The organism is Paenibacillus sp. 1781tsa1 (assembly GCF_024159265.1).
GTDB lineage: Bacteria > Bacillota > Bacilli > Paenibacillales > Paenibacillaceae > Paenibacillus.
Genome location: NZ_JAMYWY010000001.1, coordinates 6835140 through 6854255, shown reverse-complemented (window position 1 = coordinate 6854255; position 19116 = coordinate 6835140). Strand labels below are relative to the sequence as shown.

21 protein-coding genes are annotated in these 19116 nt (G+C 45.8%); 12 read left to right on the top strand and 9 right to left on the bottom strand.

The genetic code is table 11. The features are described 5' to 3' along the window. The first annotated feature begins 27 nt into the window (after positions 1-27). From NKT06_RS30645 to NKT06_RS30630, 4 genes are all read left to right on the top strand, one after another. Entirely contained in the window at positions 28-840 is an 813-nt protein-coding gene (locus tag NKT06_RS30645) for a class I SAM-dependent methyltransferase (RefSeq protein ID WP_253441983.1), read from the top strand. 109 nt (positions 841-949) lie between these two features. Continuing rightward, the gene (locus tag NKT06_RS30640; RefSeq protein ID WP_253441981.1) at positions 950-1207 is read left to right on the top strand and encodes a hypothetical protein; all 258 of its coding nucleotides are present in this window, start codon (positions 950-952) and stop codon (positions 1205-1207) included. After that, positions 1204-1590, top strand: coding sequence for a retropepsin-like aspartic protease (locus tag NKT06_RS30635; protein ID WP_253441979.1), 387 nt, complete (start codon positions 1204-1206; stop codon positions 1588-1590). Before NKT06_RS30640 ends, NKT06_RS30635 begins: the two co-directional genes overlap by 4 nt. 154 nt (positions 1591-1744) lie before the next feature. Then, positions 1745-2797 carry an LLM class flavin-dependent oxidoreductase gene (locus NKT06_RS30630; RefSeq protein ID WP_253441977.1) on the top strand — a complete coding sequence of 351 codons (1053 nt, stop codon included), beginning with the start codon at positions 1745-1747 and terminating at the stop codon, positions 2795-2797. Positions 2798-2937: 140 nt separating this feature from the next. On the opposite strand, the gene NKT06_RS30625 is transcribed toward NKT06_RS30630, so the two are convergent. Next, complete coding sequence (locus tag NKT06_RS30625) at positions 2938-3597, bottom strand: TetR/AcrR family transcriptional regulator (protein WP_253441976.1); 660 nt, start codon at positions 3595-3597, stop codon at positions 2938-2940. A gap of 250 nt (positions 3598-3847) precedes the next feature. Between NKT06_RS30625 and NKT06_RS30620 the strand changes: the two genes are divergently transcribed. After that, positions 3848-4663: an SDR family NAD(P)-dependent oxidoreductase gene (locus NKT06_RS30620; protein ID WP_253441974.1), complete on the top strand. Its 816-nt coding sequence runs from the start codon at positions 3848-3850 to the stop codon at positions 4661-4663. Positions 4664-4684: 21 nt separating this feature from the next. On the opposite strand, the gene NKT06_RS30615 is transcribed toward NKT06_RS30620, so the two are convergent. Then, positions 4685-5992 carry a VWA domain-containing protein gene (locus NKT06_RS30615; protein WP_253441972.1) on the bottom strand — a complete coding sequence of 436 codons (1308 nt, stop codon included), beginning with the start codon at positions 5990-5992 and terminating at the stop codon, positions 4685-4687. Positions 5993-6132: 140 nt separating this feature from the next. Continuing rightward, positions 6133-6597 carry a DUF4385 domain-containing protein gene (locus NKT06_RS30610; protein WP_253441970.1) on the bottom strand — a complete coding sequence of 155 codons (465 nt, stop codon included), beginning with the start codon at positions 6595-6597 and terminating at the stop codon, positions 6133-6135. 96 nt (positions 6598-6693) lie between these two features. Between NKT06_RS30610 and NKT06_RS30605 the strand changes: the two genes are divergently transcribed. The 4 genes from NKT06_RS30605 (at position 6694) to NKT06_RS30595 (ending at position 10312) form a co-directional block, all read left to right on the top strand. After that, on the top strand, positions 6694-7161 hold the full coding sequence (locus NKT06_RS30605) for a YfbM family protein (protein WP_253441969.1): 468 nt from the start codon (positions 6694-6696) through the stop codon (positions 7159-7161). 132 nt (positions 7162-7293) lie between these two features. After that, on the top strand, positions 7294-7422 hold the full coding sequence (locus NKT06_RS31815) for a hypothetical protein (protein WP_301290229.1): 129 nt from the start codon (positions 7294-7296) through the stop codon (positions 7420-7422). A 208-nt stretch (positions 7423-7630) separates the two neighbouring features. After that, on the top strand, positions 7631-9139 hold the full coding sequence (locus NKT06_RS30600) for a copper amine oxidase N-terminal domain-containing protein (RefSeq protein WP_253441961.1): 1509 nt from the start codon (positions 7631-7633) through the stop codon (positions 9137-9139). A gap of 243 nt (positions 9140-9382) precedes the next feature. Beyond that, entirely contained in the window at positions 9383-10312 is a 930-nt protein-coding gene (locus NKT06_RS30595) for a GNAT family N-acetyltransferase (RefSeq protein ID WP_253441959.1), read from the top strand. A 177-nt stretch (positions 10313-10489) separates the two neighbouring features. Here the strand turns inward: NKT06_RS30595 and NKT06_RS30590 are convergent, their stop codons facing one another. The 3 genes from NKT06_RS30590 to pdxR are packed head-to-tail and all read right to left on the bottom strand — an operon-like array spanning position 10490 to position 13329. After that, a complete protein-coding gene (locus tag NKT06_RS30590) occupies positions 10490-10948 on the bottom strand; it encodes a GNAT family N-acetyltransferase (RefSeq protein ID WP_253441957.1) in 459 nt (152 codons plus the stop codon). Continuing rightward, positions 10945-11865, bottom strand: a complete 921-nt coding sequence (locus NKT06_RS30585) for a D-alanine--D-alanine ligase (RefSeq protein ID WP_253441955.1) — start codon at positions 11863-11865, stop codon at positions 10945-10947. The genes NKT06_RS30590 and NKT06_RS30585 overlap by 4 nt, the downstream gene beginning before the upstream one ends. 12 nt (positions 11866-11877) lie before the next feature. After that, the gene (gene pdxR / locus NKT06_RS30580; protein WP_253441953.1) at positions 11878-13329 is read right to left on the bottom strand and encodes a MocR-like pyridoxine biosynthesis transcription factor PdxR; all 1452 of its coding nucleotides are present in this window, start codon (positions 13327-13329) and stop codon (positions 11878-11880) included. A 670-nt stretch (positions 13330-13999) separates the two neighbouring features. Between pdxR and NKT06_RS30575 the strand changes: the two genes are divergently transcribed. After that, complete coding sequence (locus NKT06_RS30575; RefSeq protein ID WP_253441952.1) at positions 14000-14356, top strand: nucleotide excision repair endonuclease; 357 nt, start codon at positions 14000-14002, stop codon at positions 14354-14356. Between the two features lie 211 nt (positions 14357-14567). Continuing rightward, positions 14568-15314, top strand: coding sequence for a Bax inhibitor-1/YccA family protein (locus NKT06_RS30570; protein WP_074096651.1), 747 nt, complete (start codon positions 14568-14570; stop codon positions 15312-15314). 424 nt (positions 15315-15738) lie between these two features. Here the strand turns inward: NKT06_RS30570 and NKT06_RS30565 are convergent, their stop codons facing one another. From NKT06_RS30565 to NKT06_RS30555, 3 genes are all read right to left on the bottom strand, one after another. Next, positions 15739-16053, bottom strand: a complete 315-nt coding sequence (locus tag NKT06_RS30565; protein WP_253441950.1) for a DUF2628 domain-containing protein — start codon at positions 16051-16053, stop codon at positions 15739-15741. Positions 16054-16566: 513 nt separating this feature from the next. Then, positions 16567-17250 (bottom strand): 4'-phosphopantetheinyl transferase family protein, encoded by a 684-nt coding sequence (locus NKT06_RS30560; protein ID WP_253441948.1) that lies wholly within the window; start codon positions 17248-17250, stop codon positions 16567-16569. Positions 17251-17412: 162 nt separating this feature from the next. Beyond that, positions 17413-18285, bottom strand: a complete 873-nt coding sequence (locus NKT06_RS30555) for an arylamine N-acetyltransferase family protein (protein WP_253441946.1) — start codon at positions 18283-18285, stop codon at positions 17413-17415. 288 nt (positions 18286-18573) lie between these two features. On the opposite strand from NKT06_RS30555, the gene greA reads away from it, so the two are divergent. Continuing rightward, positions 18574-19050, top strand: coding sequence for a transcription elongation factor GreA (greA, locus tag NKT06_RS30550; protein ID WP_076332078.1), 477 nt, complete (start codon positions 18574-18576; stop codon positions 19048-19050). Positions 19051-19116 lie beyond the last annotated feature (66 nt).

The following is a 19116-nucleotide window of genomic DNA, read 5'->3' as shown; positions in this document are numbered from 1 at the left end:
ATAGAAGAAAAGGTAGGTGCCAGAGCGATGAAGAGAGACCATATTATTGAATATTATTCCGGGTTTGATGAGTGGGGCAGACTGGAGCGGGAACCAATTGAATTCATCATTAACATGCATTACATCCGGGAACATCTCCCCGCTACGGGTTGTATTCTGGATAATGGAGCAGGTCCGGGGAAGTATGCCATGGAGCTGGCGAAGCTAGGGTACCAGGTCACTTTGTCGGATCTGACACCCTCCTCCGTGGATACTGCGAGGCAAAAGGCTCAGGAGTTTGGTTTGACACAGCAATTCGATGGGTTCCATGTTCTCGATGCCACTTCGCTCTCCGGTGTGGCTGACGAGAAGTATGATGCATCCCTTATGCTGGGGCCGTTATATCATCTGCAGACAGACGAGGAGCGGACGGCTGCTGTACAGGAGTTGTATCGTGTCACCAAGCGAGGGGGCGTGGTGTTTGTAGCCATGCAGAGCCGAATGCGCATGAGTATCAATTCGCTGCAATCCCCGCAGCATTGGAAACCGAATGATAATATGGCAACCATCCGTTCTTTTGTGGAAAAGGGTATATTCGATCATCAGGATCAAGGACGATTTACGGGCGCTTATTATTTCAATATTCAAGACGTTACACCCTTCATGGAGCAACATGGATTTGAAACCGTAGATTTGATTGGTTCATCCAGTCTTAGAGCCATGCTCGAGGATGAGCAGCAGCAATATTGGAAAGAGCGTGGCGAGTATGATGAACTCATGCAATATATGATTGAAGCTGCCAAAGACCCTTCCATATTGGGAATCTCGTCTCATCTGCTGTACATTGGGAGGAAGAAATAATGGATTTACAAGAAATGATCTAAAAAAGTATCTAATTTAGAATGTCATCCCGTGGAATGCTGTTTGCACATGATATAATATTTGTATCTAATGTTCTGGAGGTGTCACTATGCAATGGAAGGAAGTTCAGGAGCGATTCCCTAATGAATGGGTCGTTTTTGAGGCAACCAAGGCGTACTCTAGAGAAGGCCAGCGTTACATCGAAGAGATGGCAGTGATTGATTCATTTGATGATTCTACAGAGGCATTAAAACGTTATGGTGAATTACATCAGGAAGATCCCAGACGGGAATACTGCTTTTTTCACACTTCACGTCCAAAGGTTATTGCAAGAGAACGATATATTGGCATAAGAGGCCTCCGATGAAAATTTCAGAGATTTACGGTCTACCCTTTATAAGTATAGAACTTGAGTTTAGAGGAGAAGTACTTCATTTAGAAAGGGTCCTTTTGGATACCGGGTCAGCGAGTACGTTGTTAAATGCAGATACAGTTCGAGAAGTAGGGATGGTTCCTGAAGAGGATGATCTCGTTGATATTATTAGAGGCGTAGGAGGTATAGAGTATGTTTATACCAAGTCTCTGGATTCTATAACTGTGGATGGTACAACGCTCAATAACTTTCAGATTGAAATAGGAAATATGGATTATGGTTTGGAGATTGACGGAATTCTGGGATTCAATTTTATGAGACAGGCCGGTGTTATAATTAATGCCAATTTCATGGAACTTAGTATAGACAAGCCATAATTATAGAAAATAAGCATAAAAGTACCCCCTGGAAACAGGGGGTACTTGTGTTTTTCATCAAAATAGTTCAATATTAAGATACATAACAAAAGGTGATCTACTTACAATAGGTTAGATGAACAACGGATCGCTTCATACCAGGGAGGAACAGACAATGGAAATCGGAATTAGTACATTCGTAGAGACGAACCCGGATGTAAAAACAGGAGAGCTTATCAGTCATGCGCAGCGTATTCGCGATGTTGTTGAAGAGATTGTTTTGGCAGATCAGGTGGGTCTAGATGTATATGGCGTGGGAGAACATCATCGTGTTGACTATGCAGCTTCATCACCAGCTGTTATTCTGGCGGCAGCAGCTTCCCAGACCAAGAATATTCGCCTGACGAGTGCGGTAACGGTGCTGTCATCGCATGATCCGGTACGTGTATATCAGGATTTTGCGACACTGGACGGTATTTCAAATGGGCGTGCAGAGATTATGGCAGGGCGGGGATCATTTATCGAATCCTTCCCGTTGTTCGGCTACGATCTGAACGACTACGATGAGTTATTTGATGAGAAATTGGATTTGCTGCTCAAACTGCGTGATTCGGAAAAAGTAACCTGGGAAGGCAAACACCGTCCTTCCTTTAACAATCTGGGCATCTATCCGCGCCCGGTACAGGAAAAACTTCCGGTATGGATTGGCAGTGGTGGTAATCAGGAATCGGTTGTTCGTGCAGGACTGCTTGGTTTGCCGCTGGTACTTGCCATTATTGGTGGCCGTCCAGTGCAATTCGCACCACTGGTGGAGCTGTACAAAAAAGCAGCTGCACATGCGGGACATGATGCTTCCAAGCTGACCGTTGCTTCTCACTCGCACGGTTTCATTGCGGATACAACAGACGAAGCGGTGGAGAAATTCTTCCCGCCAGCTCAAGCAGTCATGAACATGTTGGGCCGTGAACGTGGCTGGGGACACTACAGCCGTGCGACATTTGATGCGGCGCGCAGCCTTGAAGGTGCATTGTATGTAGGTGATGTAGATACGGTAGCTCAGAAGATTATCTATCTACGCAAAGAAGTCGGAATTACCCGCTTCATGTTGCATACCCCTCTCGGCACCATGCCGCATAACGAGGTGATGAGAGCGATCGAATTGCTCGGTAAAGAAGTCGCTCCAATCGTGCGCAAGGAAATTGCACGTTGGGAAGCGGAGAACCAGTAAACACGTTCATCGACTGAGGTCGATACGGTTATAGACAGAGTCAACCAAATAAAGGAGCACGTCCTTGGCGGATTACGCCAATGGACCTGCTCCTTTTTCATTTGTTTGCTAAAAGTCTCTATAAAGTACAGATTACATGCTTATCCACTCGCAGATGTACTGACAAGGGAGTGTATCACCATGGACACCGTATGATCATAGAGGGTTTTGGCAGCTTCTTCGCTCTCAATATGGCCTCCCAGGTACAGATGAATAACACCATGTAAGGGAGCCCAGATCATTCGTACCGCAAGCAAGGGATCTTGCACCTGAAGTTTTCCCTGTTCAATGGCTACCTCAACCAAGGCAGACACTTGCTTCAGTGCAGTCGCTGTTCCCTGCAAAGTCTCTCCATCCGGTTTGAATTCGGAAAAAGACCCTCCAAACATCAGCTGATAGAAGCTGGATTGTGACATGCCGAAGTCCCAGTACACGTGGGCCAGATCCCGGAAATATTGTTCGAACGATTCCTGCCGGGGCATCGCTTCAAAACGCTGGGCCAGGAGGGAGCATCCCTCTAGATATAAATGCTTGGCTAGCCCTTCTTTTTTGCCAAAAAGGTTATATATGATTTTGGTGGAGCACTCCATTCGCTCAGCTACACGGCGTACCGTGACGGCTTCCGGTCCATGCTCTTGCAGTAAAGCAGCAGCAGCATGCACAATGTTCTGCCGCAAATTATCCGAGTGCTGGAGTCTGGCTTCCTGAAAGGTTGTTACCGTATGTGCAGATTCCGTGGAACCCGAATTAAGATCCTTCATTGATTTCATCCTCATAACCGTATTGTTGTTGAACAGAAACTACGTTTCTTATTCTTATGGTCATTCTACTGTTTTACGCCGGATAACGTCAATTTAATCCGGATCTAGTAAGGAAGCACACCGTTCTATATTCAAATGTAACAACTTTAATTTGACAGAACCATGGATTTAAATTACGATGATTCCATACAGAAACAATGTTTCTTAACAAAAACAAGTGTTTCGATTATACGTAAAGGGTGGATGAGAGATGATAAATGATCAACAACAATGGGCGCTTATTACAGGTGCGTCATCAGGTATTGGGGAAGTTTTTGCAATTGAAATGGCTTCCAAGGGTAAAAATATTGTGCTGGTGGCCAGAACAGAGTCCAAACTGATTCAATTGGCAGAACGAATAGAACGTACATATCAAGTAAGGGCTGAGGTGATCGTATCGGATTTGTCTCAAGTCGATGCACCTCAGAGCATATATGAGGAATGTCAGAATAGGGGAATACAGATCGATATTTTGATCAACAATGCTGGATTTGCTACCCATGGATGTTTTGAACAGGTGGATGGTTCAAGGCAACAGGACGAGATTATGTTAAACGTGTTGGCCGTGACCAATATGACACATCTTTTCTTGCCAGACATGTTGCAGAAGCAAAATGGTACTGTCATTAATGTATCTTCGACTGCTGCCTTTCAACCTGATCCGTATATGGCTGTGTATGGAGCGACAAAGGCATTTGTACTTTCTTTTACCGAGGCGTTATATGAAGAGAACAGGAAGCGTGGCGTTCAATTTTTAGCGTTATGTCCGGGTTCAACCGAGACTTTGTTCTTTGATGTAGTGGGTGCTGATGAAGCCTCTGTGGGCAAACGTGATACACCTGAGCATGTCGTGGCCGTGGCCATGAGGGCACTGGAGTCAGCCAAACCTTATGCTGTGCCGGGGGTCGGTAATTACTGGACAGCGCAGTTCACCCGCCTCGTGCCACGCAAGTTGATGTTGCGAATTGTAGGGAGTATGCTCCGTCCACGTTCCAAGGGTGGTAAAGCAGAAAAGGCGAAAGCCTGATTAGTAGTATAGGGTGAAAGCTTAGGCCAAAATGCCTTTGGCCCGAGCTTCCTTTATCCAGTCTGGAAATTCAGTAAGGAGACGATCGTACAATTCTTCATCGCTGATCTTGGAAATGTCGTCGAGAGCAAAAAAGTCGGCATTATCGATGAAACGTCCAGTCATATCATCAAGATTCTCCAGAATACCGTAATTGGCTTTTCCCAGGCCAACGAATTGCCAGAATAGATTCTTGGTTGAGCTTTCGGTAATAAGCCGCATGATCTTCCCTTTTTGACTGACTCCGCCATCGCTAAAAAAGATAATATACGTTGGCATCTTCACATCGGGTTCCTCGATCGTATATTTGCGAATGACATCCTGCATCACAGGAGGTTCGTTATTGGTACCGCCTTTGCTTCCCAGCGTATATGTGCGTTCAATATAATTCTCGAAATCCCTGGCGGTGACGCTAGGTGCACGCAAGAAGTCTTTGGCGAAGAACCAGACGTCCAACTCTCCGTTATCATCAAACGCCGATGCAATGCCTAGGATTCGTTCGAAGGCTTCTTGCACGATGCCTTTACGATACAGATGGTACATGGAGCCTGATGCATCAAATACAACAGCAACACGTGCCTGGATAGGTTCAATCTTTTTCTTTTGGAGAGACAGGGTCACTTTACGCTTGAGGAGATCGATCTTGGTCAGGTTAAGCGGCGGATGATTCGTGTTTGGTGCAGCAACAGGTACCAAGACTTCTGGAGAGGCCGCTGCAACTTCAGCACGTGCGGTGAGAAGAACCTGTTCGGCTTCCGAGGTGTCGTTACTCTCAATTTCAACACCAAACGACTCTGCGAGCGGCTGCAAACCTCCAAAGAAACCGCGTCCGATGGCGCGAACCTTGAATCCGTCACGATGCTTATAAATCTCAATAAAAATGAGTGCTGTTTCTGAAGTAGCTTGCGTAATCTCGTATGTAATTTGTTGTGAACCTGCTCTTACAATGGCTTGGCATTTCTGAACATCTGCAAAAGTACCTCCGGAGTCAATCGTAGCGGTGAAGACGCATTTTTCTACAGGAGCCTGTCGTAATTTGCTGGTATCCAGCACGAAGGATGACTTGAGGCCCTCGGCATGTTGGAGAACAACGCTGCGGTGGGGATCAACATTCTGATTATAAAATACAAAATAATCGTCCGAGGGAACTTGTCCCTTTTCGTTGACCATAAAACAGCTTGCATCCAGAGCAGAGGGTGCTGAAGTACTTTGAATCGTTACGTGAATCTGGCCCGATTCATGAATAGTGGTATTTTGGCCAGTGCTCAAATGAATGATGGGATCTGTCATATTTCGATTGCCTCTTTTCTTCAATCTCATGAATAGATACTACATAGTAACAAGTTAGATTCTGATACAAATGTTTCCATAAGTCAACGAGTAGATGACAGATCCAATCCGTGAGTCTATATTACATTTCCCCCGTTTTTCTACGCCTCATCAGACTCATACTTTTCCCGATGTTCCTTCTTCATCTTTACATAGTCCGGGTCCGTCTTTGCAATCTCCCATTGTGCTTTGAATATGGCTGCCGCTTCTGCCTTCACCTTGTCATTCTGATAGGGCAAGATCGAGCCATCCTCCTTCGAATATTTGCGTCCTCCTTTGTGATTTGTATACCGTCTGGCCCGTGTATAACCCATCTGGAGAAATTTGCGAGCCATGTCCATACCCACGAAATCCCCCTTTTTCTTATATTCCAAAAATAGCTCATAGATTTTCTCCGATGACTCTGTCGCAATCTCGGGTGTTTTGAATCGCCAGTGTGGGAGAATCTCGCCTTTGTACGGTTCTACCATCAGCACACCTTGCTCCCCCCGGCCTACGGTGTACAGCTCAGGATGTTTGCGCAGATCCAGCTCTTCATAATTGAGACTGTAATCAAATTTTTTCATGTATACGACCTCCTTGATAGAAATTACCCCGATTCTGAACCAACAAGCACGGTTAATGGGGAACATTAGAATCAATTACACAGGAGGGATAACGGTATGGGAATGTCCGGCAGATATCTTGTGGTTACGAAGGAGCTAGTTGAATCCATCAAGTCAGGGGAGATCAGTGTCCATGATTGTGCAGTTGATCTGGATATTGACAAAACGTGGCAGATGCTGCAGTTCACGCTAAACGGTAACCTGGTACAGGGGGAGCCGCCTCTCGGTTATGTGGTGCCTCTCGCAGGTGAGCAATACTTGGGAAACTATTCGGACATGGATCTGTTCTTGCTCAGTAATGAGCAGGTGCTGGAGGCATACATGGCATTGGAGCAGCTCACACCGGAAGAATTGAAGCAACGGTATAGTTTGGACCAAATGATCGCTGAAGGTGTCTATCCAGTCATGGAAGATTGGGATGCGGAAGAGACATTTCAGGAGATCGTCCAGACCGTGGATGATATCCAGGCCTTGTTTCAGGCAACGGCTGCAAGTAGAAACGGAATCGTCTTTTATGTTTTCTAAGTGATCACTGAAATGATGGAAAACGTTGGCCGACGCTGAGGCAGGTTTGAACTGTGCCTATTCGGGTTATTGATAGACACAAGGCTCATGCCTTGATGACATGACAATCCGGTAGAAGAGAGGGAATGCGATATGACACAGGATCAGAACGAAGAGAACAAAGCGATTCAAGAGGACGAGCCGGATCAATTCGAGACTCCCGCAACTGCGGAAGATGAAAAAACGGATGAGAAACTCGCAGAAGATCAGGAGCAAGAATAACTCCCAGCATTGCATAATGAAGCAGGATGTTTTATCGAAACATACGATATGTTGAAATATAGATAGACCAGAGGTCGGACATGTTCCGGCCTTTTGGTTTATTTTTTTGCGTATCCGTTTACAAGAATTACCTATACCTTCATAATGGAAATGAACCATATTTTTCTAAGGAGGGGATCTTATTACGAATCGGAAGTTAGTCCAATGGATGGCAGTGCCACTTGTATTATTAATGGTTGTTCTTACAGGATGTCAGGCTGTGGGTGGAATCGACGTTGGCAAAGCAATGGCCAATGGCGCGAGTATCAAGTCCGGTGAATCCAGACAATCCATGAATATAAACATAGAACCGGCTAAGGAATTTGCTACTGAGGAAGACCTTGAAATGATCGAACTTATTAATTCCATATCCCTGGATATTGATCAAGCCAAAATGAAAGATGCGAAGACAGCATCGATCAAAGGTACACTGAGCATGGAGGGAACGAAGTTACCTTTCCATCTGTCCATGAATGAGTCCCAATTGGTCATTGATCTGGACGGAGCCCAGAAACCGCTGTACATATCTCTGGATACGTTCCAGGAAGCACAGGCTCTTCCAATGGTGGATACGAAGGCTCTGGAGAAACAACTCGAGGAACTTTCCCCGAAACTGTTCTCTTTTGTCCTGAAGCATCTGTCCAATCCGAAGAACATCTCCGTAACACCGGTACAGGAATCTGTGAATGGCGAAGCACTTAGCCTCTCCAAGCTGCATCTGGAGATTAGTGGAGAAGAGATGCTTGCCATGGTTAAACCGTTCCTGACGAGTATTTCGAAGGATGAGCAAGGATTGAAAGACCTGATTGGAGATCTGTACGATGTGTTCTATCCTGTACTGGATGCCGTGAATGAGGTTGAAGGTGGGGGAGATGAAACGCTGAATTCGATCGTTCCTCAATCGAAAGATGAAGCCGTTGCATCACTATATGCCATGATCAAAGTAGGACTGGACAGTATGCTGGTCAATTATGATCAGGAGCTGAACAACCTGTTGAATGAGACTCCTGAATTCAAAACGGTATTTGGCACAGAAACCAAACTGAAATTGGACTTTTATCTCGACAGCAAGCTGGATATCCGCAAGCAAAACTTTGAATTGAAAGTAGCGCTTCCTGCCTCCGAAGATCTGCCAGTGAACGCTGTAACCGTAAGTGGAGACAGTGAACAGTGGAATATCGGTGGAACGGTTGCAGTGGACGAAGTGGATGTATCGGGGGGCGTTATGGATCTGATGAAGGATGATATTACGCCTGGACAGATGCTGCGCAATTTTGATTCGAATTCACTTGCATATCAATTGCTGAAAGATGAAGCTGGGATCACGAGTAAAAGTGTAGTGCTCTTCCCGGATGATGAATACGCCGGGGCGATCACCGTTAAGAATACAACATTTGTTCCGCTTCGCTACGTGTCTGAAGAATTGGATGCTGAAGTGAAATGGACCAAAGGCTCGAACCAAATCGTTGTCATTGACGACATCACTGGTGATGAGATTGTTCTGACTGTAGGTTCCAAGAAGGCAACCGTTGCTGGTAAAGAAGTAACCATGGTGGAATCCGCCTATGTGGGCAAGGACGGCAAGACATATGTGCCGCTGCGCTTTATAGCTGAATCCCTTGGAGCTACTGTAGATAAGGAACAAGAAACAGGCTGGATTTACATTGACCGTCCTTAAGTGAGACGTTGAAGTAGTCCTTAGTATGAGAGGGGATTTCAGAGTATGCCAGATTTCTCGTAATGATCGTGAAAAGAACACCGAAAAAATTCCGTTAGACCATGAACGGGATACGTGTGTCCTTTTGACCCATTACGAGGAGCTTCGGCGTTTCTGAAATGATGAAACGGATCGGGGAGTGCCTCTACTGGAGGTGCTCCTCTTTGTCGTGTCATCTTAAATAAATCCCCAGAGGTGTTATATATGCAAAGTCAAATGAAGCAGGTACAGTCTGAAATTCGCTTACGACGAGCGCAGCAAGAAGATGCTGTTGTACTTGCAGAGATATGCAGTCGTGCTTTTGATCATGCCATAAAAGTCTGGTCGGATGGTGAGAAGGATATCGATAGCAATCTATGTCCGCCTGATTATTCGTTAGCCCGAATGCATCGTTACGTAATCCGTGAATGGGATTATTATGTTGTAGAATCAGATGGATGTGCTATTGGTGGAGTGAGTGTGAACGTGCTCGGACGAAAATATGCCAGAATCGACAAGATCTATATTGATCCCGTATGCCAGGGACGTGGAGTGGGAACTGAAGTCATGAGGCTTATTGAGGGTGAATTTCCGCAGATTGAAACCTGGAAGCTGGAGACCTCAGGTCGGCAGCTAGATAATCATCATTTTTACGAAAAAATGGGATATGTTCGTATCTATGCATCTGAGGATGAGTTTGGATATGAGAAGAACGTATCAGCGGCTTCTTATGATCCGAACTGTAATGAGACATTATCCACGGATTCGGGTGAATCAGTGATTGAATTTGTTCAAACTAATCTGGATTCAGTTCGTTACAGTACCAGTAATCTGACCAATAGTCGGATCACTGACTGCAACCTGAGCGGAAGCAAACTCACCAATCTAAATATGACCAATATATTGCTAGCTGATTTACGCCTAACCGATAGCAAGATTGAATTCTGTGCTCTGGATGGCGTTCAATTGCAGGACACACATCTTGGATCTGACCGGGTGCCCATGCAGTGGGCGCATTGTGATCTTGGGGGAAGTCGTTTTATCGATTGTGATCTATCTGGCGTGCAGTTGGAACAGTGTCAAGTGACCGGGATGAAGATCAACGGAGTAGAAGTAGAGGAACTACTTGCAGCCTATGAGGCTATGAAGTCCTGAAAAGCACCTCGTTGCCTTCCTGCTGTCGTGGTCAACGTGTGCAGTCAGCAAAAACTGATGCCATAATCAAACCGCGTATCCATGTGACATAGATATACGAAAGAACGCCCTTAACTGGCCAATGTGCTGAGTGGGGCGTTCTTTTTCATGTCATCCAGATAGCGTATTATCCGCAGGTTAAGTGTGCTGTAAGGTCTGCGGCTTTTTGCTAAACCCGGTACTTCCGGCTGTGAAGCCCATCTGGCGATAAAATTCATGTGCATCTTCCCGCTCCGGACGATTGCCACTGTTCAGAGACAGGGAGTCCACGTTATGCGTGGCTGCCCATTGCTCAGCTTCAAGAATGAGCTGACGGCCGATGCCTGAGCCCCTGAACTGATCGTGTACAACCAATGCCATGATGCGGCAGTGTCTTCCGTTCTTTTCATATAGATAAGATGTCTGTAATCCGATCAGTCCAACTACACGTCCGCGTGCTTCAGCAACCAGTGTAGTAAAGTTTGCGTCCGCAGAGATGTGGGTATAACGCTCTTCCATCTCGGCGTAAGTGGTGGGATAACCGAGTTGGTCCATCAGAATGACCATATCTTGCAGATCAGTAGGGGAGCTGTGTCTAATGGTTAAATCCAGGCTCATCGTGGCGTCGCCTCCTTGGGTCTCTCTTTCAGTGAAAGTTCAATAATGGTATCCAGTAACTCTGCAAAAGAAATGCCTGCAGCAGCTGCACTTTTGGGCAGCAGACTGTTACGGGTAAGCCCCGGCAGCGTGTTCACTTCAAGCACATAAGGCATGCCTTCCCGAATCATCATATCCACTCGAGCGTAGACGCTGCATTTCAGCACCTGATAACAGGCCAACGCCGCGGCTTCAACGCGATGGTGAAGGTCCAAAGGCAATTGCACAACCTGCTCATCGGCCCCGTGGTCATCGTATTTGGAAGCATAGTCGAAAAACTCAGCGTTCGAACGAATGGAGATCACCGGCAGCATCTTACCATCCAGAATGGCACAGGTAATCTCCTCACCTTCGATATACTGTTCAATCATGACCGTATCATCCCAGGCGAGGGCAGCCTCTACAGCAGCGGGCAGGGCGGAAGCTTCCTTCACCACTTGGGTACCGATACTGGAACCGCCTGAATTCGGTTTGACCACCACGGGGTACGTTAATTGTTGAACAGCAATAGAGGACAGTTCCTCCATATGGCTCACCCGTAGCCATTCTCCGGTAAGCACACCTGCATGCTGCATGAGTTGTTTGGACATGTCTTTATCCATGCATACACTGCTTGCAAGCACACCACAGCCTGTGTAGGGAATACCCAGAGATTCTAATGTACCCTGGACCGTACCGTCTTCGCCGTATTTGCCATGCAGGGCAAGCAGTGCCACATCGATCCCCGCTGACTTGTCGATTAGATCGCGCTTGGTGTTCAGCTCAATGGGCACAACCTCGTATTTGTCTCTATTGAGATTCGCAATCATCTCCTGTCCGGTGAGCAGTGAAATATCCCGCTCTGAAGATGTACCGCCCATAATCACGCCAACTTTCATGTGAAATCCTCCTTATCTCATTTGAGCTGCTGTCTCGCCAATGATGCGAATGCCCTTGCGTATATTCTCATCGCTGACTCTGGAGAAACCCAGACGCATCGTGTTTACGCCCTGACCATGTTCCAGATAAAAGGTATCCCCTGGTGTGAACGTTACACCTTTCACTTTACAGGCCGCCAGCAGTTCACGGGTTTTGTATTCGGACGGGAACTGCACGAACAGATGCAGACCACCCGCACCGGAAATCCGGCACATTGGCAGATGCTGCTTCAGGCAACGCACAACCAATTCATATTTTCGCTTATACTCTGTACGAGCTCGCTTCAGATATTTCTCGAAATTACCGTTGCTCAGATATTGATACAATAACGATTGGTCCAGCGTGGAGGTATGGATGCTGCGTGCCCGTTTCATACTCTCCAGATAATCAATGAGCGCCGCATCTGCAATAACCCAACCAACGCGTAGTCCCGGAAACAGCACTTTGGAGAAGCTGCCCAGATACACCAGCCCATTGCCCGCACCCATGCTGGCAATCAGGGGCGAGATGTGGGAACCGGAATAGCGTAATTCTTCGTTGAATCCGTCCTCAATGATGGGTACCTGATACTTGTTCATCAACCGGATGATCTCTGCGCGTTTGGCGGGTGAAGTCACAATCCCGGTTGGATTGTGGTAGGAGGGCACGAGATACGCCAGATCATATGGACTTTCCTCAAGTTCATGTTCCAGCTGCTTCAAGTCCAGGCCATCCGGCTCCATATTCACACCGGTTAGGTGGAACTGGTACAGCTTCAGGTTTTTGATGGCCGTGTGGTGCGTTGGATTCTCGCAGAGCGCTTTTCCGCTTTTTTTGCGCAACGCTCCAAGCACCAGATCGAAACCTTCCGTGAATCCGTTGGTGATCAGAATGTCCTTCCCACGAAGGTCGACACCTTTGTTCTCCATATAGCGTAATAAATAGTTCATCAGCGGTCTGTATCCTTGCGCATATCCGTAATTCAGCAGTACTTCGCCTTCCAGTGACATGCGATCCAGAAAAGCCCGTTTCACATTGTGCAGATCGAACAGCTTCTCATCGGGTGCTATGCTGGTAAAGGAGATCTCACCGCGCTCTACTCCGGAGCCATGCTTCATCAGATCGTACTGTTCTGCCTGAATGGCATACTCACTTACCTCCGTCTTCCAGTCCAGATGCCAGCTCGCTGTGGTCTCAGGTGTTTCGATGGAAGCACTAACGTAATTGCCTTTGCCTTTGACGGCGTAGATCAGACCTTCATCTTCAAGCTCGGCATAAGCGAGCAGAATCGTGCTGCGACTAACCTTCATAAGTGTACTAAGTTCACGGGTTGAGGGCAGTTTTTGTTTGGCTTGCAGGCCACCTTTGAGCATCAATCGCTTCATATAATCTTTGACTTGTATATATACAGGGCGGTCCTCCGTCAGTTGCAGATCGGAATACATCCCATCACTCCCTCTACTGGTATCTTGCCATATTATAAACCCGACAGTAAGAACCACGATACCTCTGTTTCCCTGCGGAGGTGGTCGGTTATTCGCGTAAACGCAAAAAAGCCCAAGCAATATGCCGGGCCTGTGGTGAAACTTGATCCATTTTCTATAGTACTGCTGCTATAATTCTACAGTTGCATTGCATGACTAGTCTCTCTAGGATCGATAGCTATCTGACCTTCTACGTGTGTCTATTAACTTCAGTACGACTATAATTGCAGGCTTTCTAGGTGATACTTACAATCTACAGTGAATCATGAGTCTAGGTCTTTCTACGTTTGCTTGCTGCAAGGGTCGATTAGATGATGAATCTACAATCTATAAGCTAAGGTTCTTGCTAACTGTACTCTTGTCGTGATCACGTAACAGAATTCAGCATGAAAAAGAGTTTCAATCATAGGGTACAATAGACGGAGGTAGATATAAAGACATATGTCTCAGTGCCCAATTTCTTCCTCATACCCCTATAGTACCACTTTGAATCAGGGAAGTTAACCTTTTTTTTGAAATATTTGTCGTAATAGCGAAAATTGCGTGAATTGTACTTCTTATAGATTGAAATGGTGTCCCTTTATAATATGTGATAGGATGTAAACCTATAGATAATGAGGAAGTGAGCCCATTGATTAATATTACCGTGCCAACACCAGATGTAACCATCACAAAGCAGGTTGATCCACAGCTTAGCCACATTTATGGATTTACCGATTTTCACCTGATAACCCGGGAACTAGGCGGGATTTTCATGTTCTACAATGCCGCTGGAGAGCTGTTATTTGTCGGGAAAGCACGAAAATTAAGACCCCGTATCAAAAAGCATTTTGAAGATACCGTATCACCAATGAAGAACCACCGCGAGGAAGTAACAAAGATTGAAGTGTGCGTGATTGAAGATCCGGTAGATCGTGAAATTTACGAGACGTATATCATCAACACGATGCGTGCGAAATACAATGTAGATAAAGTCTTGTACAAGTAAGACGCATAAAAACATAATTAACATGCAATGTCTGGGACATATGTCCTAAGTGTTGCGCCAGTGGGTAAGGATGTAATCTAAGGGTTGCATCCGATCCTATCTGGTGCCATCCTGATTTTTCAAAGGAATAGCTTGTAGAATTGGAAACGTAGCATGCCCAAACAAACTTAGTATCACAGATATACCAAATACATATGAAGAGGTGATTGTGTTGATCGGTCGTAGCGGTAACCCTACACTTAAAGACAGCACGTTTGAAAACAGAGGATATGGAGAAGATCGGTATCAGAATTACATGACGATTAACGGCACGGTGAACAAAGCGTTTATTACGCTGGTGATCCTGCTGGCTAGTGCGTTTGCAACCTGGATGATGTTCTTTAACGGACAAGAAGTGATGCCGCTCGCTTATGGCGGATTGATCGTTGGTTTCATTCTGGCCCTTGTGATTTCGTTCAAACCCGTAGCGGCACCTTATCTGGTACCCGTCTATGCCGTGGCAGAAGGTTTATTTCTGGGAGCACTCTCAGCAACCTATGAGTCACTGTATAACGGAATTACTTTGCAGGCCGCCCTGTTGACCATGGCTGTATTCATCGCTCTGCTGATGGCATACAAAACCCGTTTGATCAAAGCTACGGAGAACTTCAAGCTGGGTGTTGTAGCGGCAACCGGCGGTATCATGATCATGTATCTGCTGAGTTTTGTACTTGGTTTCTTCGGCATTTCGATTCCTTATCTGCATGATAACAGCTTGATCGGCATCGGTATTTCGGTCGTTATTGTTATTGTGGCTGCTCTCAATTTGGTCCTTGATTTTGACTTCATCGAGGGTGGTGCTGAACGTGGTGCGCCCAAGTACATGGAGTGGTACGGTGCATTTGGATTGATGGTGACGCTGGTATGGCTGTACATCGAGATCATCCGTCTGCTTGGCAAATTGCGGAGCCGGGATTAGTCCTACTGTAAAAATTATCATCATAGTTTGGCCTTCATGGAAGCTAACGCGTGTTACTCACGTCGTTGGCTTTTTTGATAGTTGAGGATGAGACTGTTGGGCGGTCCGTAGGACGGGCGGCTGTCAGTGACCATGATTGCTATTGACATCTCCGTACTGCAGATCTTCCTGCCACTGGCTACCGGGGCCAGATTGTATACCGCGCAAAAGACCAAAAGACAAAGAAATCGCCATCATTGGTGCAGGAATCATCTGTTCAATGGAAAGAATAGGTATTGTTATCTGAATAAACACCAAAAAATCCCTGACGGGTTCGCCAGGGATTTTTTGGTGTTTATCTCAACATGATTGCTGGTTGGTATATCTACAATAAAAGAATCTAAAAGCTTATAATTGCTATGATCATGCGTGTATTGCTTTGGTTTTAAGCTGCTCGAGCAATAATCTGATTATTTTCCAGAACCGCTTGAGCTTCAGCATTGGAAGGACGGTAGCCTTTTTCGAGCAACTCTTTAATGTAGATTTTGTTGTAAACGAAAGAGAAGACGATCCCACTAATCCAAGCTCCAATTCCTGCAGTGAAAATACCAAGGGCTACGGAGATCAAGAACATGATGGCAGCCCATTTCAAATCACCACGGAACAACGCAGGGAAAAATCCGAAAAATAATGTTGTCCAGCTGAAACCTACTTTCACGTTCTTGGTTACACCTGCACTGTTTTGCAAAAAGATATGCATTTGTCCACTTCCTTCTAAAATAATGAATCGGAGAGAGAATCGAGTACTAACAAGTATGTAGCGTGAACCTAGTCGTAAATACCTGATTATTATTACCTATTCTTCTTCCTTTTGGTCCTATAGTACCATTAACTGGACAGGATGTTAATCTTTTTTTTGAAAATTATGGTTTCCTATGAGATATATGCTCTTTTTGATAAAAAGTAAAAATGAAGGAGAGTCAATGACCGCTCCTTCATCATATTTGCAAAAAATTCTAACGAATCTCACACCTCTTAATAGAGGATTTTTAGTGTATAGGTAAACCTAACGCACCTCAGACACCTTATTGGTGCAGAGTTCGGCAATATCAACGTGAAAAAGGACATATTAGAGCATATAGGGTTCGTAGGATTCCTTAGAATGCCAGACCTGTGTAATTGAAGCCCATAAGGCGTGTCAGATTCGTTAGAGCTTGAACCCAAACACAAACTATACTTCACGATCCCCTAATAAGCCGCAACTAGTCGCTCATTAAACCAACTCTGTATATAGCTCCTCCAATGTTATGATCTCGGGCTGGCTTGGCAGCTCTCCCCCAGCCGAACATGCCGCAAGCATATGTCCTTCATCCAGTCGGTGACTGTGAAAGCGATATTCAGCGGCCTGCTCGCAATGCCAAACTCCGCCCTCATCCGGTAGGATGGCGAAGGAGTCCAGTGGTATGGATAAGCCCATACCGACTGCCTTGATATAACTTTCCTTCAGCGTCCATAGACGGTAGAAGGTCTCCAGCCGACGATCGACAGGCACTGCGGCCAAGAACTGGCTCTCCGTTGGAGAGAAGAAACGCTCTGCAATCTGCATGTCAATTGGAGCTATTTTTTCCACATCCACGCCCAGTTCATCTGCACCGCCAGAGATCAGAGCAATCCAATCACCAGAGTGGGAGACGTTGAATGGTACATCCGAATGGTGGCTGAGTGAAGGTTTGCCGTAGGAGTTACGGGTAAAAGAAAGCTCATGAGATCTCAGTCCAGTCAATTTGCTCAAAGTCACACGAGTCAATATTTCTCCCAACACGGAGCGATACGCATCAGCCTGACGAACAAAACGCGAAGCCTGGGCACGACGCTCAGCCGAGACTTGCGACAGAAAATGGTCCCAGTATGCCTTGGGCAATACTTCTGGAACTTGGAGCATACGAATCGTTATCATTATTTATCACCTGAGGAAATATTCGGCGCGAACCAATAACTTTCCTTTATATGGAATGGGCCCTCAATGGATCTCTATACGGATGTCTGATCAAGGAGGTTAATTCCGGTGTTCCTTTCAAGTTAAGGTTTCAGGTTAGGCATCTTTATCTTTATTTTTTCTTTACGTTTCTTGCGCTTGTTTCCATTCCGTATGCGCAGCCTGCACTCGTTCCCACATGTTGTGGCATTCCAGTTCGCTGTAATTCACCAAGGGCTCATGGAATATTTCAGTTAATACGTTACGCCACTCGGTATAATTCTGGATCTCCGTTTTCCGAATTCCTTCGATATCATGTGTTCGCAACATACATCCACGTAGTTCATGACTGCTGATCTCATCCCGCTGACGAAGCAAAAATACGTTATGCCAAGGTGATTCGGCCGCCCGACTGTAGAATTCATGTTTGGGAACGAACTCCCCCAAATCGTGGACTACCTCGGGAGCATAGTCGACGCCTTCACTTGGCCCATTCGGCTCGTACTCAAGCCGCCATCCCCCAGCAGCAACAGATGATGGCATCAATTGGTATGTGAACGGAGCTGAACCATAGTTTCCATAACGAAGTGGCAGAGGTTCAAAGGGCATTCCGCCCAGACCTACATCCACAATCCACCGTTCAACTGTTGGGTCGGCATCCGGCAGATGGACAGACAGACCGAGATGGAATGAATTCACACGGGGTTGTTCCCCATGAGGCTGTACTCCACCGCGATGCCAATCAACCGTATAACCCAGCGAGCGGAGAAGAACACTAAATGCACCATTTAGATGAAAGCAGTAGCCGCTGCGTCCCAGTAATATGAGCTGAATTGACTCTTGAAGGCTGATTCCCACAGGACGACCTGCAAAAATATCGACCGTTTGCCAGGAAAGATATTGCACATGTGCGCGCTGGATTTCAATTAAGTATTCCAGCGTAGGTTTCTTTATATCATCTATGCCGATCCGTTTTAGATAGGCCTGTATTTCAGATGGATTTAGTGTAACGTTCATTCAGATCACCTCACGATATATATTGGGCTGCAAGCACTGGTTATAAACTTCTGCTGCCCTGAGTTCATTGTAAAAGTCGACGGGTGAAAACAACATCATCAATTGAGCTAATTGTAACGGTACAATTAGTAGAGATAGCCCTGAAAATCATCTCATGAGATAATCATGGTTTTGATGGTAGTGAAATACAATATATGGATGAGCTATTTCTTTTTCTCGGGTATGCTAACCCTTTGGAGTGGATATAGGTTAGAATATAGATAGATAGCAGGATTAGGAGATGGAAAAATGGCTAATGAAGAAGTGATTTTGACACAGGAAGGCTTGGAAAAGCTGGAGGACGAACTGAGGGAATTGAAGACAGTGAAGCGTAAGGAACTGGCTGAGCGTCTGAAACTCGCAATCAGTTACGGTGACCTGAAGGAAAATAGTGAGTATCATTCAGCCAAAGATGATCAGGCCTTTATGGAGACCCGGATTCTGATCGTGGAAAAGATGCTGAAAAACGCCAAAGTTATCACGTCCGAGAACATGGATGCTACCAAAGTGGGTGTAGGTTCCACTGTATTGCTCAATGATATCGAATTCGCTGAGAAGATTGAATATAAATTGGTTGGTCCTGCTGAGGCCGATGTAGCAGATAATAAAATTTCCTATGAGAGTCCACTGGGCAAAGAACTGATGGGCAAAGAAGTGGGCAGCGTCATTCATGTCAATGCTCCGATGGGTGTTATCAAGTACGAGTTACTTCAAATTAAAGTTTAATTTTAAAAAAGAGGTGTTCCGCAGTCATCAAAGTGGCTGAGGGGACACCTCTTTTTGGTTCTATTG